This is a genomic window from bacterium (genome assembly GCA_030685015.1).
Classification (GTDB): domain Bacteria; phylum CAIWAD01; class CAIWAD01; order CAIWAD01; family CAIWAD01; genus CAIWAD01.
On sequence record JAUXWS010000087.1, the window covers coordinates 78,188 to 93,074 of the forward strand.

Consider the following 14,887-nt stretch of genomic DNA (forward strand, 5'->3'; position numbering starts at 1 on the left):
CGGCCATCTTCCTGGTGGGATGCCTCCCCCCACCCGTCGGGGGCGTATCGATCCATGTGCAGAGACTGACGGCTCGACTGGAGGCCGAGGGTCATCGTTGGCGCCTGCTGGACGACGGCCGCATTCCACCCCGGCGCCTGCCCCTGCAGCTGGCCAAGGCCCTGCTTGCCGCCCGGCTGGCGGGATTCCGCCTGGTGCACGTGCATAGCGGCAATTGGCGCGTGCGCTTTCTTTGCGCCGTGCTGGGCCGCTGGCTCGGTCTGCCCGTCCTGCTGACCATGCACAGTTTCCGGGATCCCGGTAGCGCTCGCACTCGACGCCTGGCCCGGACGGCCCTCAAGTGGGCTTCGGGGATCGTGGCCGTCAGCGAGGAGGTGCGCAGCCGGTGCCTGGAGCACGGCGCCCCCGCCGCCCGCCTGCGGGTCCAGTACGCCTACCTGGACCCGCCTCGCGCTGAGACCGCCACCCTTCCGGACGGCGTCGAGGACTTCCTGCGCGGGCATGGACCGATCCTGGCGGCCAGCGCCTTCCGTCTGCGTATTCTGCAGGGGCAGGATCTCTACGGCCTGGACCTGCTCATCGACCTGATGCACCAGCTGCGCACCTGGCACACCCGGGCCGGCCTGGTCTTCGTCCTGCCGGAGACGGGCCTGCCGGACTATCTGGAACAATGCCAGGCGAAACTTGCCGACCTCGGTCTGGAGAGGGACCTCCTCATCGTGAGGGAGAGCATCGACTTCACGGCCCTGCTGCGCCGAAGCGACCTGTTGGTGCGGCCCACCACCACGGATGGCGACAGCATCTCCCTGCGCGAGGCGCTCCACGTCGGGTGCCGGACCCTCGCCAGCGACGCCGTGCCGCGGCCCGCTGGCGTGGCGACCTTCCGTTCGCGGGACCCTGCCCACCTCCTCCAGCGCTGCCGGGAGGTGCTCGCCGATCCCGCCCCGCCACCTCGTTCCGGCCAGGACGGATGGGCCGGCCTGGCGCAGGCCTACGCGACGGTCATGGATGGCTGAGAGTCTGCGCCAGCGAAGCCTGGCCGGACTGGGCTGGGCCTTCGGGCAGCAGGCGGGCAGCCAGCTCAGCCGTGTCCTCTTCTCCATCCTCCTGGCGCGCGTGCTGGCGCCGGACGACTACGGCCTGCTGGGGCTTGGCCTGCTCTGCGTGAACTTTCTGCAGATCCTGGCCACCTTCGGGCTTGGCGACGGCCTGATCCAGGCCGGCCGCCGGGCCTCGCCCGGGGAGTTGTCCACTCTCTTCCGCCTGCACGCCCTCCTGGCCAGCAGCGCCGCCTTGACCCTCCTGTTGGCCGCGCCGGCCATCGCGGCCTGGTACCGGCTGGACGGCCTGTCCGACATCCTGCGCCTCCTGGCCCTGACCTTCCTCTTCTCCATCGGCATCGTGGTGCCGCGCGCGGCCCTGGAGAAGGATCTGCACTTTGAAATCGTCGCCCGGCGGGCGGTGCCCGCCACGGTGGTGAGCGGGCTGCTGGCCCTGGCGGCGGCCCACGCCGGGTGGGGTGTCTACAGCCTGGTGGTCCTTTCACTGGCGGAACCGGCCATCCTGGCCCTCAGCCTGCTGCCCTGGATCCCGCGCCACCGGCCGGCTCCGCTGCGGCAGGTGCTTCCTGTGATGCGCTACTCGTGGAAGCTGGCCTTGGCCGGGGTGGTGGGTTTCGCCGGCAAGAACATCGACGCGGTGGTGATCGGCCGCTGGATCGGCGCGCGGGATCTGGGGCTCTACCAATTGGGCTTCCGCCTGACCCGCCTGCCCAGCCAGAACCTGGCCGCCGTGCTGGACCGCGTGCTCTTTCCCGCCTACGCCAGCATCCAGGATGATCCGGCCCGCGTGGCGCGGGCCTATGCGCGGGTGCTGCGCGGCATGTCCTGGCTGATGTTCCCGGTCATGACCCTGGTCGCCGCCTCCTTGGAGTGGGTGGCGCCCCTGCTCTTGACCCACCGCTGGGACGGGGTGGTGCCGGTGATGCAGGTCTTTTGCGCGCTGGCGGTGGTGCAGACCATGGGCCGCAGCATGAACGCGGTCATTCAAGCCCTGGGCCGCAGCGATGTGGTGCTGGCCTGGGTCTTTCTGGCCGCGCCGCTCAACGTGGCCGCCGTGGCCATCAGCGCCCGCTGGGGCATCCTGGCGGTGGCGGGGGCCTTGGTGGCGACCCGGCTGGTCATCCAGCTGGGGCAGCAGCACGTCCTCGCCCGTCTGCTCGGAGTGCCCCACGGCCGCTTGCTGAAAGCGGAGTTTGCCGGCCTGCCCCTAGCCCTGCTGCAGGGGTCCTTCTTTGCGATGGGCGCATGGGCCGGCTGGCACCCGCTGACGTTGAGCGCACTGGCGGCCGCGGTGGTCCTGATGCCGGCGGGCAGGCTGGTGGCCCGGCGCGGAGTCCGCGGGGCGCTGGCCTGGCTGACCGGGGACTTCAGCTCGTGAGGCGGGTCTTGCCCCGTCGCAGCCGCAGGGCCACCTTGCCGTCCGTCCCCGATCGCGCCCAGGCGGACACCGTCTGGCGGATCGCGCCCTCGTCCTCCGCTTCCAGCACGCGTCCGGGTTGGGAGTACTCGGCCAGGTAGTCCTCAACGGAGCAGATCACCTTGGCGGGCACTCCGCCCACCACGCTGTCCGGCGGCACGTCCCGGGTGACCAGCGCCCCCGCCGCCACCACGCTGCCTCGTCCCACGCGCACCCCTGGCATGATCACCGCCCGCGTGCCCACGAACACGTCGTCCTCGATGACGATGCGTCCCACCACATTGACCAGGTCCGTGCGCCCGGCCCGGTTGAGCATGGCGATGGCCCCGTCGTGGTTCAGCAGCAGGGTCCCCGCCGTGAGCCAGACGTTCTCACCGATCTCCGTCAGATGGGGCTCGGCGATGCTGGCGTTGAAAACGGGAAGCCAGGCCGGCGCGCGCAGACCCCGGCGGCGGTAGCGCTCCAGGGGGGTGAAGCGCAGGCGCTCCCAGGCGGCGGAGGCCCGCTTCAACAGGCGTGTCAGCATGACTCCTCCTCTCCCACGCCGTCCAGCCAGTCCTGCAGTTCGATGGCGATGCGGGTGGCGCCCAGGGCCTCCTCCGGTGACATGGCGGGCGGGGCTTCTCCCCGGGCGGCCTGCAGGAAGGCTGTCAGCCCCGCCGCGTGGCCTTTGTCGGCCTGCTCCCAGCTGCGCGCACCTCCCTTGGCGTCGTGGTGGACCAGGCGGTGGAAGTCCTCGAGGATCCAGCTCGTCGCGCCGGCATGCACTTCAATGCGTTCCTTCTCCAGGCCGGGGCCGCCTTCGCTCAGGTATTGGATCTGGGCCAGGCTGCCGTCGGGATAGGACAGCGTGAGCGCGAACTGGTCGACCACACCCGGACTGGCCGCCAGGGCGGGCAGGGCGCGGACCGCGGCCTCCTCCGGCTGTGCGCCGGCCAGGAAGGAGCAGAAATCGATGAAGTGGCAGCCCTCGCCGATGAGGCGGCCGCCTCCTTCGCCGCGTTGCTGCACCCAGGAGGCGGGCGGAATGCGGCCGGCATTGATCCGGTAGGTGATGAAGAGGGGTCCGCCGCGTGTCAGGATCCCGTCGCGCAGGCGTCGTGCCAATGGAGCGAAGCGCCGGTTGTAGCCCACCTGGAAGACCTGCTGGCCGGGAGCAAGTGCCCTCTCCAGCGCCTCGACCTCCTGCCGGCGGATGGCGGCGGGTTTCTCCACGAAGACATGCTTGCCGGCCGCCAGCGCTTGCAGGCAGAGCTCGGCGTGGCTGTCATGGCGCGTGGCGATGAGCACGGCCTGGACCCCCGCGTCGGCCAGCAGGGGGGCAGGGTCCGTTCCCGACCAGGGCACCTTGAATTCGGCGGCCAGCTTGCCGGCGGTGAAGCCCCCGCGGGCGACCAGACCGCGCAGTTCCACCTGGGACAGGGCGGCCAGCACGGGCAGATGGACGCGGGCACAGAAGCCCCCCGCCCCGATCACGGCCAGGCCCAGCCTCCCCTCCCGCGCCACCACCATCGGCAGCGGAAGAGGGTCCTCCGCCGCGAGCGCCGGGTATTGCAACAGCACGGCCAGGTGTGTCTCCGGTTCGCCCTTGATGCCGTCGAAGGCCTGCACGGCCTGCTCCACGGGGTAGACGCGCGGCTCCAGCAGGTCGGGGCGCAGGCGTCCGGAGCGCATCAGCTCCAGCACGGCCTGCAGGTTGCGGTTTTCCGTCCACCGGGCATGGGCCGGGGGATAGTCGCGACCGCGCTGCTCGTAATCCGGGTCGTAGCGGCCGGGTCCGTAGGAGCAGGCGATGCGCAGTTCCACCTCCTTCTCGTAGAAGGGGCTGCGCGGCACATCCATCCCCACCGCGCCCACCACCACCACCCGACCACGCTTGCGCACCAGCTCCATCGCCTGGGCCAGCGGGCGGCTCGAGGACGTTCCTGCCGCAAGCAGCACGAGATCCGCGCCCAGGCCTCCGCTCAGACGCCGCACGGCCTCCGCCACGCCCGCGTCGTCGGCGGGCAGGGCCAGCTCCGCCCCGCAGCGCAGCGCCGCCTCCAGGCGGCTGGGCAGCAGGTCCAGCCCCACCACGCGGCAACCGTTGGCCGCCAGCAGTTGCACGGCCAGCAAGCCGATGAGGCCCAGGCCCGTCACCACCACCACCTCGCCCAGGCGCGGCCCGCCCTGGCGGATTCCCTGCAGCGCGATGCTGGCCACGGTAGTCCAGGCGGCGTCGCGGGTGGGAACCCCCTCGGGCACCGGCGCCACCAGGAGGCGCGGCACGGCCACCACCTCGGCGTGGGCGGCGATGCCCGATCCGGCGCAGGCGACCCGGTCCCCCGGCCGCAGGTCCTGCACACCCAGGCCGACGGTCAGCACACGGCCCGCGCTGCTGTATCCCACCGCCTGGGCGATGTTGTCCACGTGGGCGGCCTTGCGCCAGAGGTCGCGCAGGCTGTTGTTGCGCACAGCCTTGAGTCCCTTGCGCAGCAGGTCCCGACGCACCTGCAGCTGCCCGCGCAGGTCGCCGGGCAGCACCAGGCCGCCGGTCTCCGTGCCCGCGCTGATCAGGCTGAACTCGTTCAGCACCAGCACCTGCCCGGCATCGACCCGCGGGCGGGGCACCTCGCGCACCACCATGCGCTGCTCCTTGGTCTTGAAGACCTGCTTCACACGCGTTCCTCCAGGTGGTAAGTGTCACACGACAGGGGCAGGGGCAAAGCGACGAAGCGACCACGGGCCGTGTCCCGCACGCGGTGGACCTGTCCGTCTCTGCCGCGCAAGGCGGCCAGGCGGGGATTCCGCACTTCCAGCTCCAGACGATCCAGCCGGTCAACGGCAGACCCTTCCAGGCGCAGCGTGCCGGCCATGAGGTGCAGGCGCACCCGCTCCCTCAATCGCCAGTGGTCGGCGATTTCGCTGGGATGTGCGTGCCAGTGGGATCGATTCGCCAGCCGCCGCAACAGCCAGGTCACCGCGGATTGGTCGTCCTGCAGGTTGTTGCGCTGGCGGCGACCGTCCTCGCGACTGGGGGCGATGTGCTCCTGGATGGTGAGTGGAAGCCCGGCCTCCTCCAATTGGAGGCATTGCCGCAGCCAGGTGCGCCGCAGAACTTGTCTCTGCCGCCAGCGCAGGGGCCAGCGCTCCATCTCCTCCCGCAAGTAGGGAGGCAGCACGTTCCCGGCCAGGGTGGTGGGCAACTCAAGCCACGCCCCGCCGGCCCGCCAGCCGGGTGTCAGCTCGGAGCATTGGGTGTCCGTGTCCTGGATTTGGGAGCGGTTGAACCGTGGGCACCACCAGCGAAATCCACAGGCGGCCACGGCCTCGTCGGAGTGCTCGTTGCTGGCGTAGCCCGGGTACTTGCCGCCCACAGGCGGACGCATGAACACGCGGTCCCAGATCTCCAGCCCGCGGCGCGTCTCCGCCACCGCCTCCTCCACGCTGGAAAAGGTGCGGAACTCCTGATCACGGGCAGCGCCTTCCCCGCGGAAGTGGTCCTTGCCGTGGTAGCAGCACTCCACCCGGGGGTGGGCCTCCAACCCGCGCAGGAATTCCACCATCTCCGGCCGCTGGGCGATGGAGTGGAAGCGCGACCCCGCCGGCGGGGACGCGAGGGGCTGGCGATTGACCGGGATGAAGAGGCTGATGCGCAAGTCCGGGAAGGGCTCCAGCAGGGTGCGCTCCACAAAGCGCCAGGCCGAATCTGGACCACGGCCCAGGTTTCCCCAGTCCCGCTCGCGGCCACGGCAGCCCGGCGCCGGGATCCACACGTCCGCCAGGTCGTCCACCATCAGGTTGAGGGGCGCGGCGGCCCCGCCGGGCCAGCGGGCCACGCGCAGCGCGGTCAGAGCTTCCATGCGGCCTTCATCCGTCCCAGGGCCCGCACTCCGTCGCGCAGGGCGTTCACCGGCCCGGGACGACGGTGGCGCAGGCGCCACATGCCGCGCACCTCCGGATTCCACTTGAGCTTGTAGTCCTCCTCGCCGGCCATGAAATCCAGGCGGGTCACGCCCCGGCGGCACAGATCCTCCACCACATCCCAGAGCATCAGCTTGCCGATGGAGAAGGGAAAGAAGGCCGGGTCGTAGCTGGTGATCCAGTCGAAGAAGGCACCCCGGTGCAGAAAGCCCAGGCGGTAGGCCACCAGCCCGCCCTCTTCCCGGCAGGTGTAACACGCAAAGGCGCCCCGCTCCGTGGCCAAGCGCCCCACCTTCCCGATGAAGGCGCGGCGGGCCGGATCCAGCAACGAACTCTTGTGGCCCTCGGCCTGGAAGCGCAGACGCGACAGCTCCGTCAGCCCGGCCAGGAGCGTCGTGTCGCAGCAGGTCTCCAGCGTCAGCTCCACCACGTGCCCGACCTCCGCCAGCCGTCGCTTCTTCTTGGCCACATCGTGGCGCAGGTTTTTGCCCACCGCTCTCTCCAGCGCCTCCCAGCCAGGGGAGAGGTCGAGGAGCGGATTGCCCTCCACCCGCTGCCGCTCCCAGCCCCGGCCTGCGAGCCGCTCCGCCAGGGGAAAGGAGGCCGTCCCTTCGATGAGGGGCAGGAGCCGGGCTTCATGGACACGCCGGGACGCGTCGTCCAACCAGGCCGCCACCTGCTCCATCGCCTCGCCGTCGCCGTCCCGCACCAGCAAGGGCAGGGCGTCGGTGAAGCCGTCGCCCGCGGGGCTGAGCACCCGGTGCGAGACGGGGGAGCGGGGGTCACGCTCCCGGCGCTCCCACATCGGCAACAAGGCGCGCACGTCGCGATCCCGGCGGAAGGCCAGCACCCGGACCCCGTCCGAGGCGAAGTGCTCCAGCCAGACCTCCACCCACCACCGGGTGGTCTGGATGTGGGGGTGCACACCGTCCTCCGCCAGACGATCCCAGGCATCCGCGCAATCCCCGGCCAAGGGCAGGGGCCACTCCTCACAGATCCAGCTCATGCCACTCCACGGGCCGGCGGCGCACCATGCGCCAGCCCAGCACCTTGATGATGGTGATGCGCTCCAGGGCCCGGGCCCCCGCCGCCCGCTGGGCACGCAGCGCGGGCGCGTTGCCCAGGTGGACCAGTCCGTCCAGGGGAGCCAGACCCAGCCGCGCCGCCTCCGCCAGCCGGCGCTCCAGCATGCGCCCATGCAAACCGCGGCCCCGGTGCTCCGGTGCGGTCCACGAGTCCAGCAGCACGCCGCCGCCGGGGCCGGGGTCCAGCCGAAGGCCCGTGTTGGGCTCGTCGTAGGCCCCGCGCCAGATCCAGGTGTCGTAGACCAGGCCGTCGCCGCAGCGGACGCCCAGCCCGGCCTGGCGAGGGTCGGCCAGCCGCTCGGCCACACGCCGGTTGCGTCGGGCGTAGTCCCGATAGCCGCCACGCAGTTCCTCACCGCGCACCTCGTGGTAGCCATCCGGCAGCGGCTGCACCGCCGGTGGCGCTCCCTCGTGCCGGATGTATAGCCACAGCTGGCGATCCACCACCCGGCGCGCCGCGTGACACAACTTTCCCCAGATGGACTTCAGGGCGCTCATGGTCTCCCCACCGCCCCTCTCAGCACGCCGTCCAGCGTCGCCAGAATGGCCTCCCGGCGGTAGTCCCGCTCCAACAGCGCTCGTCCCCGGGATCCCATGGCCGCCCGCTCCTCCGGGGACAAGGTGGCGAAGGCGGTCACCATGGCGCGAATCTCCTCCACGCGACCCGGATGGGCGGTCAGTCCCAGCCCCTCGTCCGCCACCACGCGTTGCAACTCCCCGCCGGCGACGGCGAGGATGGGCTTGCCCGCCGCCAGGCAGCTCTGGAACTTGGAGGGCACGGTCAGCCGAAAGATGGGCTGGTCGTCCAGACTCACCAGCAGGCCGTCGCTGGCGGCGTAGACCGGCCCCATCTCCGCCGCCGGGATGCGGCCATGGAAGTCCACGCCGGGCAGTCCCTCCCCCTCCACGCGCCGGCGCAGGTGGGCGGCGTGGGAGCCATCCCCCACCAGATGCAGGCGCAGGCGCGCCGCCGTGGGTGCCGGCAGGCCGGCCCAGGCGTCCAGCAGGCGGTCCAGGTTCTGGACCTTGCCCAGGTTCCCGGCGAAGACGAGGTGCAGGCGGTCGTCCCGCGCCCAGGGTCGGGGTTCGGTCCGGGCGGGGGGCTCGTCGGCCCAATTGGGGACGAACTCCGCCTGCCGTCCCGCCGGCAGGAAGGGGGCCAGCGCGTCGCGGAATCCCGCGCAGGAGACCAGCACGCGGGCGGCGGGTCGGTAGCAGAAGCGAACGAAGGCGTTGAGCAGCGCGGCCCGCGGCGCGCTGCGACGAAAGCCGTAAGCCCAGACGCTGTCCGGCCACAGGTCCTGCGTCCAGATGACAAAGGGCACGGCGCGCCAACGGGCCAGCAGCACGGCCGGCAAGGCGCTGGTCAGGGGGCCGGTCTGGAAGGAGAGGACGACATCCGGCCGCGCACCGGCCAGGGCCGCCCGACTGCCGCGCCAGGCAAAAGCCAGGTAGTTGAGCAGCTTGCGCCGCAGGCTGGCCTCGTAGCCGGTCACGGTGGGCACGCGCGTGACCCGCGCCCCCGCCCAAACCTCGCCGTCCACCCCGCGGTTGCGCCAGCCGTCGAAGACCCGGCCGTGGGGATAGCTGGGGATCTGGGTGAGCACGCGCACCTGGTGGCCGCGCCCCGCCAGATGCCGCACCAGGTCGTTGACGCGGAACTCCTCCGGGTGGAAGCGCTCGCTCACGACCAGGATGTGCAGGGGGCTACTGGAGGTCCTGGACTTCAATGCCGTTCCACCGATGCAGGAGGGGCGTGAGGCCGGTGATGATGCGCGCCACGCGTTCCGAGACATCGCGCACCTGGTAGGCCTCGGGCACCTGGCGTCCCGGGGCGGCGCCGGCATCCGTCACCAGGCGCAAGGCCCGCAGCACCACATCCTCCTCCAGGCCGCAGAGCACGATGTTGCCCCCGTCCAGGGCCTCCGGCCGCTCCATGGAATGGCGCAGCGTCACCGCCGGGAAACCCAGCAGCGCCGCCTCTTCGCTGATGGTTCCGCTGTCGGACAGGACACAGAAGGCCCCCTCCTGCAAACGGACATAGGCCGGAAAGCCGAAGGGCCGGTGGGTCCGCACGCCTTCCGGCAACGCGCCGCCGCCCAGCTGTTGCAGGCGTTTGGCCGTGCGCGGATGGGTGGAGAGCAGCACAGGGCGCCCGAATTCCCGTGCGGCGGCCCCCAATGCCGCCAGGGCACCTTCCAGGCCGCGACGGTTGTCCACGTTCTCCTCGCGGTGCAGGCTGGCCAGCAGGTAGCCGCCGGGCGTCAGGCCCAGTTCGTCCAGCACGGGACTGGCCTCGATCAGCGGACGATAGTGCTCCAGCACCTCGAGCATGGGGCTGCCCGTGAGCAGCACCTGGCGTGGCGGCAAGCCCTCGGCCAGCAGGTTGCGCCGGGCGTGTTCGGTGTAGACCAGGTTGACGTCGCAGACATGGTCCACCAGCCGGCGGTTCACCTCCTCGGGGACGTTGAGGTCGAAGGAGCGGTTGCCCGCCTCCATGTGGAAGACGGGAATGCGCAGGCGGCGGGCCAGCACGCAGCACAGGGCGCTGTTGGTGTCCCCCAGGACGAGCAGGGCGTCCGGCCGCTCCCGGCGCAGCACCCCCTCGAACTGGATGAAGAGGGTCCCGATCATCCGTCCCAGGCTGGAAGGATCCGTCGCCAGGAAGTGGTCCGGGCGGCGGAGGGCCAGCTCATCGAAGAAAATCTGGTTCAGTTCATAGTCATGGTTCTGGCCCGTGTGCACCAGCACGTGGTCCAGACAGGCGTCCAGGCGGACGATGACCCGGGAGAGGCGGATCAACTCGGGCCGCGTGCCCACCACGGTCATCACTTTCATCGCAGCAGCTCCCCGCCCTCGGCCAGCGGCACCTCGCCGTCCAGGAGCAGTTGGTTGGCCCCCAGGATCTCCACCACCCCGTCCAGGCCGACGGGCGTCGCGCCGCTGCTGTACTCGCCGTCCAGGGCGCGGGTGAAATCGCCCTCCCGGCGCAGCTCCGGCAGCATGGGCAGGATGGCGTAGTAGGGGCCGCGCCGCACCGTGTGGTGGGACTCCTCCTCGCTCACCATGATCTCGTGGACCTTCTCGCCCGGCCGGATGCCCGTCACCCGCACGGGATTGCCGCGGTCCCCGACCAGGGCGCGCGCCAGGTCCTCCATGGTGCAGGACGGGGCGCGGGGCACATAGATCTCCCCGGGTCCCGCCTCGCGCACGGCGGCCATGATCAGGTCCGTGGCCTGGTGCAGGGTGATGAGGAAGCGTGTCATGCGCGGATCCGTCACGGTGACGGGCTCGCCGTGGCGGATCAGCTCGTGGAAGAGGGGGATGACGCTGCCGCGGCTGGCCATGATGTTGCCGTAGCGCACGCCCACGAAGCGCGTGGTCGGGCAGAGGATGTTGGCCGCGATGAGGATGCGCTCCTGCACGGCCTTGGTGAGGCCCATCAGGTTGGTGGGCTTGCAGGCCTTGTCCGTGCTGACCCCCACCACCGTCTCAACGGGGCAGCCGTGGAGCCGGATGGCGTCCACGATGTGCTGGGCACCCAGGCAGTTGGTGCGCACCGCCTCGATGGGAAAATACTCGCAGGTGGGAACCTGCTTGAGGGCGGCGGCATTGACGACCAGGTCCGCGTCCTTGACCGCCGAGCACAGGGCGCTGAAGTCGCGCACGTCCCCGATGCGGAACTCCAGGCGACTCATGAAGTTGCGATAGATGACTTCGTCGGTGGTGACCGTGCGCTGCAGATAGGACAGGCGCATGTCGTGCTGCTTGCCCTCGTCCCGGGAGAAGACGATGACCTTGGCGGGGACTCCCCATTCCCCCGCCAGCAGCCGGCGCACCAGCACCTTGCCCAGCGAGCCCGTCCCGCCGGTGACCAGGATCCGTTTGCCGTCGAGCATGTCCGTCTCCCTTACAGGTAGAGGTCCGCGTGCCGATGCCACTCGTCGCGCAGGCGGGCCAGCATCTCGTCCCAGTCCGGCGCGTGCCAGCCCGTCGCCGCCGCGAAGCGGGAACCGTCCAGGGTCTTGTCGTTGACGGGCTCCCGCCGATCCTCCACCTGGGTCGTCAGGCCGTAGACGGCGGCTACCCGGCGCAGCAGCTCGGCCTTGGACAGCGGGCGGGACGCCACCTGGAACAGGCCGTCCAGATCAGGCCGGGGCAGTACGTGCTCTTCCACCACGCGGGCCAGCTCCACGGTGGTCACGCCGTTCCAGCGCACGCCGGCATGGCCGGTCACACTGCCGGACTGGGACAGGAACCACTCGAGCAGGGAGAGGCGGTGCTTCAGCTCGTGGCCAATGATGGACGTACGCAGGGTGAGGGCGCCCGGGCCCGCCACCTCGCCCAGGGCCTTGCTGCGGCCGTAGAGGTCGTCGGCGTCCGGCGGGTCGCTTTCCCGGTAGCCGCCCCGGGCGCCGGAGAAGACACAATCGGTGGAAACGTGGACAAGGCGGATGCCGCGCTCCCGACTCAAACGGTGCAGCACATGGGGCAACAGGGAGTTGAGGCGCAGGCAGGCCTCGGGGTCCCGTCCCGCGGGCAGTTGCTTGATGACTCCCACGGCATTCAGCAGAACGGCGGGGCGCAGCTCGTCCATCAGGGCGGCCAGGTCCGCCTCCCTGTTCGCGTCCACCCCGCTTCGCAGGAGCCGGGTGGGGCTTTCCTTCCGGCGCAGGCCCGCATGATCGGCACGCAGGGTGCCCAGCACCTCATGGCGCCCGCCCAGTTGAAGCCAAAGTTGATGGCCGAGCATGCCGCCGGCGCCCAGGACAAGCACTTTCACGCGGTCCAGTGTAGGGCTCGGCCCCTCACAAGTCAAGGCGGGGGCAGCGGGGACGCTTCGGGCGCCCGCCGCCCAGGGTGTTGGGGCGCGCGGTTTGTTGGGCAGGCCCTGATTGATAGCTTCCCGCGTCACCACGGGGAGGACGGATGCTGCAACGATTCCGCGCATGGCTCATCGTGAGGCCGGACCAGGGGCAGTGCCGCGACGCCGGCTTGGCCTTCACCCTGATCCTGCTGCTGACCTTTGCCTTCACGCGGGCGGATCCCCTCCTCCCCGGGGCGATCGTCGTCCTGGTCTTGGCCATGGCATGGCCCGGGATCTTCCGCCCATTCGCCGTCCTCTGGTTCGGGCTGGCGCGCGTGCTGGGCGCCTTTGTCTCCCGTGTGCTGCTGATCGTCGTGTTCCTGGCGCTGGTCACACCGGTGGGTCTCCTGCGACGCATGCTGGGACGGGACGCCCTGCAACTCAAGGAATTCAAGCGCGGCACGGACTCCGTGATGCGGCGGCGACAACACCGTTACGTGGGTCAGGATCTGACCAACCCCTATTGAAGGAGCAGGCGAATGGAATTCTTGCGCGATCTGTGGGGTTTCATGCGAATGCGCCGCAAGTACTGGCTGCTTCCCTTGTTGGCCGTGCTGCTGGTGTTCGGGGCCCTGATCGTGCTCAGCAGCGGCTCGGCGCTTGCCCCCTTCATCTACACCCTGTTCTAGCAGCGCCATGCCGGACGCGATCCTGGGCATTTCCGCCTATTACCACGACAGCGCCGCCGCCCTGCTCATCGACGGGGAACTTGTCGCGGCGGCGCACGAGGAGCGTTTCTCCCGCCGCAAGCACGACCCCGCTTTCCCGCTGCAGGCCGCGCGCTACGTCCTGGAGGAGGGCGGCCTGGGGCGCGGCGCCCTGTCCGCCGTCGCTTTCTATGACAAACCTCTTATCAAGTTCGAGCGCTTGCTCGAGACCTATCACGGCTTCGCGCCCCGGGGCCTGAACAGCTTCCTCGCCGCGATTCCGCAGTGGATCCGCGAGAAGCTCTTCATGAAGCGCCTGCTGCGGACCGAGTTGGCGAAACTGGGCGTGGGCGAAGTCCCCCTGCTCTTCCCGGAGCACCATTTGTCCCATGCGGCCAGCGCCTTCTATCCATCACCCTTCGAAGAGGCGGCCATCCTGACCTTGGACGGCGTGGGGGAATGGGCGACGACCATCATCGGGAAGGGGAGCGGCAAAGAGATCGACGTGCTGCGCGAGCTGCACTTCCCCCATTCCATCGGCCTGCTCTACTCCGCCTTCACCGCCTACACGGGCTTCCGCGTCAACAGCGGTGAGTACAAGCTGATGGGCCTGGCGCCCTACGGGAACGCCGACTCCCCCGAGACGCGGCGCTTCGTCCAGCTCATCCTGGACGAGCTGGTGGATCTGCGGGCGGATGGCTCGCTCCTGCTCAACATGGCCTACTTCCAGTTCGCCACCGGCCTGCGCATGTGCCATGAGCGCAAGTGGGAGGCCCTCTTCGGGCTGCCGCCGCGCGCCTCCGAAAGCGAGATCACGCAGCACCACATGAACCTGGCCAACGCCATCCAGCACGTCACGGAAGAGGCTGTGCTGCGCCTGGCCCGCGCGGCACGCGAGGCGACGGGCTGCCGCGACCTTGTGATGGCCGGCGGCGTCGCCCTCAACAGCGTGGCCAACGGCAGGCTGTTGCGGGAGAGGATCTTCGAGCGGATCTGGATCCAGCCGGCGGCGGGCGACGCCGGCGGCGCCCTGGGCGCGGCCTATGCCGCCCGGCACATCTGGCAGGGCCGGGAGCGCACCATCCATCCCCAGGGTCGGGACCAGATGGCCGGGGCCTACCTAGGTCCCGCGTACGGCACACGGGAAATTGCGCGCGTCGCCCGTCGCCATCAGGCGCCCTTCCGGCAGTACGACGACTTCTCCGAGCTGGCAGCGGAATGCGCGCGCCTGCTGGCGGATGGCCGGGTCATCGGCTGGTTCCAGGGCCGCATGGAGTTCGGACCCCGGGCGCTGGGCAACCGGAGCATCCTGGGGGATGCCCGCCACCCGGACATGCAGAAAAAGATGAACCTCAAGATCAAGTACCGCGAGGGATTCCGCCCTTTCGCGCCGTCGGTCCTCGAGGAGGACGTGGGCGAGTACTTCGACCTTGACGTGCCCTCGCCCTACATGCTCCTGGTGGTCCCCGTGCAGCCCGCCCGACGGCGGCCCGTGCCCGACGGCTACCAGGACCTCGAGCTGTACGACCGGCTCTACTGGCAGCGCTCGGACATCCCCGCCGTGACCCATGTCGACTACTCGGCCCGCATCCAGAGCGTCAGCCGCGTGGACAACCCGCGCTACTGGACCCTCATCAACGAGTTCAAGCGCCAGTCCGGCTGTGGCGTGATTGTCAACACCAGTTTCAACGTGCGGGGCGAGCCCATCGTCTGCACGCCGGAGGATGCCTACCGCTGCTTCATGCGCACGGAGATGGACCATCTGGCCATGGGCAACTGCCTCTTTGACAAGCAGCGGCAGGGGACGTGGACGGACGATGGCAACTGGCGCGAGGACTTCGTCCTGGACTGACGACCCGCCCGGCCATGATCGGTGACGGGGTCCGACCATGCCGCGCTTCCCGTTG

14 protein-coding genes are annotated in these 14,887 nt (G+C 70.3%); 5 read left to right on the forward strand and 9 right to left on the reverse strand.

Annotation, left to right across the window (positions count from 1 at the left end):
- Positions 1-56 precede the first annotated feature (56 nt).
- Complete coding sequence (locus tag Q8O14_12535) at positions 57-1,016, forward strand: glycosyltransferase (GenBank protein MDP2361555.1); 960 nt, start codon at positions 57-59, stop codon at positions 1,014-1,016.
- Positions 1,009-2,439 (forward strand): lipopolysaccharide biosynthesis protein, encoded by a 1,431-nt coding sequence (locus Q8O14_12540; protein ID MDP2361556.1) that lies wholly within the window; start codon positions 1,009-1,011, stop codon positions 2,437-2,439. The genes Q8O14_12535 and Q8O14_12540 overlap by 8 nt, the downstream gene beginning before the upstream one ends.
- Here Q8O14_12540 and Q8O14_12545 read toward each other — a convergent pair.
- The 9 genes from Q8O14_12545 to Q8O14_12585 are packed head-to-tail and all read right to left on the reverse strand — an operon-like array spanning position 2,429 to position 12,249.
- A complete protein-coding gene (locus Q8O14_12545) occupies positions 2,429-3,004 on the reverse strand; it encodes an acyltransferase (protein ID MDP2361557.1) in 576 nt (191 codons plus the stop codon). The genes Q8O14_12540 and Q8O14_12545 overlap by 11 nt on opposite strands.
- Positions 2,998-5,136, reverse strand: a complete 2,139-nt coding sequence (locus tag Q8O14_12550) for a bi-domain-containing oxidoreductase (GenBank protein MDP2361558.1) — start codon at positions 5,134-5,136, stop codon at positions 2,998-3,000. The genes Q8O14_12545 and Q8O14_12550 overlap by 7 nt, the downstream gene beginning before the upstream one ends.
- Complete coding sequence (locus Q8O14_12555; protein MDP2361559.1) at positions 5,133-6,320, reverse strand: hypothetical protein; 1,188 nt, start codon at positions 6,318-6,320, stop codon at positions 5,133-5,135. The genes Q8O14_12550 and Q8O14_12555 overlap by 4 nt, the downstream gene beginning before the upstream one ends.
- Positions 6,308-7,387 carry a GNAT family N-acetyltransferase gene (locus tag Q8O14_12560; GenBank protein MDP2361560.1) on the reverse strand — a complete coding sequence of 360 codons (1,080 nt, stop codon included), beginning with the start codon at positions 7,385-7,387 and terminating at the stop codon, positions 6,308-6,310. Before Q8O14_12560 ends, Q8O14_12555 begins: the two co-directional genes overlap by 13 nt.
- Positions 7,371-7,964 carry a hypothetical protein gene (locus Q8O14_12565; GenBank protein ID MDP2361561.1) on the reverse strand — a complete coding sequence of 198 codons (594 nt, stop codon included), beginning with the start codon at positions 7,962-7,964 and terminating at the stop codon, positions 7,371-7,373. The genes Q8O14_12560 and Q8O14_12565 overlap by 17 nt, the downstream gene beginning before the upstream one ends.
- The gene (locus Q8O14_12570; GenBank protein MDP2361562.1) at positions 7,961-9,196 is read right to left on the reverse strand and encodes a glycosyltransferase family 4 protein; all 1,236 of its coding nucleotides are present in this window, start codon (positions 9,194-9,196) and stop codon (positions 7,961-7,963) included. Before Q8O14_12570 ends, Q8O14_12565 begins: the two co-directional genes overlap by 4 nt.
- Positions 9,174-10,304: a UDP-N-acetylglucosamine 2-epimerase (non-hydrolyzing) gene (gene wecB / locus Q8O14_12575; protein MDP2361563.1), complete on the reverse strand. Its 1,131-nt coding sequence runs from the start codon at positions 10,302-10,304 to the stop codon at positions 9,174-9,176. The genes Q8O14_12570 and wecB overlap by 23 nt, the downstream gene beginning before the upstream one ends.
- Complete coding sequence (locus Q8O14_12580) at positions 10,301-11,365, reverse strand: polysaccharide biosynthesis protein (protein ID MDP2361564.1); 1,065 nt, start codon at positions 11,363-11,365, stop codon at positions 10,301-10,303. Before Q8O14_12580 ends, wecB begins: the two co-directional genes overlap by 4 nt.
- Positions 11,366-11,376: 11 nt before the next feature.
- Positions 11,377-12,249 (reverse strand): SDR family oxidoreductase, encoded by an 873-nt coding sequence (locus Q8O14_12585; GenBank protein MDP2361565.1) that lies wholly within the window; start codon positions 12,247-12,249, stop codon positions 11,377-11,379.
- A gap of 146 nt (positions 12,250-12,395) precedes the next feature.
- On the opposite strand from Q8O14_12585, the gene Q8O14_12590 reads away from it, so the two are divergent.
- From Q8O14_12590 to Q8O14_12600, 3 genes are read left to right on the forward strand one after another with little or no spacing between them, the layout of a single operon-like run.
- Positions 12,396-12,800 carry a hypothetical protein gene (locus Q8O14_12590; protein MDP2361566.1) on the forward strand — a complete coding sequence of 135 codons (405 nt, stop codon included), beginning with the start codon at positions 12,396-12,398 and terminating at the stop codon, positions 12,798-12,800.
- Between the two features lie 12 nt (positions 12,801-12,812).
- The gene (locus Q8O14_12595) at positions 12,813-12,962 is read left to right on the forward strand and encodes a DUF5989 family protein (GenBank protein ID MDP2361567.1); all 150 of its coding nucleotides are present in this window, start codon (positions 12,813-12,815) and stop codon (positions 12,960-12,962) included.
- A gap of 7 nt (positions 12,963-12,969) precedes the next feature.
- A complete protein-coding gene (locus Q8O14_12600) occupies positions 12,970-14,832 on the forward strand; it encodes a carbamoyltransferase (protein ID MDP2361568.1) in 1,863 nt (620 codons plus the stop codon).
- Positions 14,833-14,887 lie beyond the last annotated feature (55 nt).

Bases quoted from the DNA above. Each gene is read 5' to 3' on its own strand.
- Q8O14_12540 (MDP2361556.1), top strand. From the start codon at position 1,009: ATGGCTGAGAGTCTGCGCCAGCGAAGCCTGGCCGGACTGGGCTGGGCC.
- Q8O14_12545 (MDP2361557.1), bottom strand. From the start codon at position 3,004: ATGCTGACACGCCTGTTGAAGCGGGCCTCCGCCGCCTGGGAGCGCCTG.
- Q8O14_12555 (MDP2361559.1), bottom strand. From the start codon at position 6,320: ATGGAAGCTCTGACCGCGCTGCGCGTGGCCCGCTGGCCCGGCGGGGCC.
- Q8O14_12560 (MDP2361560.1), bottom strand. From the start codon at position 7,387: ATGAGCTGGATCTGTGAGGAGTGGCCCCTGCCCTTGGCCGGGGATTGC.
- Q8O14_12565 (MDP2361561.1), bottom strand. From the start codon at position 7,964: ATGAGCGCCCTGAAGTCCATCTGGGGAAAGTTGTGTCACGCGGCGCGC.
- wecB (MDP2361563.1), bottom strand. From the start codon at position 10,304: ATGAAAGTGATGACCGTGGTGGGCACGCGGCCCGAGTTGATCCGCCTC.
- Q8O14_12580 (MDP2361564.1), bottom strand. From the start codon at position 11,365: ATGCTCGACGGCAAACGGATCCTGGTCACCGGCGGGACGGGCTCGCTG.
- Q8O14_12590 (MDP2361566.1), top strand. From the start codon at position 12,396: ATGCTGCAACGATTCCGCGCATGGCTCATCGTGAGGCCGGACCAGGGG.
- Q8O14_12595 (MDP2361567.1), top strand. From the start codon at position 12,813: ATGGAATTCTTGCGCGATCTGTGGGGTTTCATGCGAATGCGCCGCAAG.
- Q8O14_12600 (MDP2361568.1), top strand. From the start codon at position 12,970: ATGCCGGACGCGATCCTGGGCATTTCCGCCTATTACCACGACAGCGCC.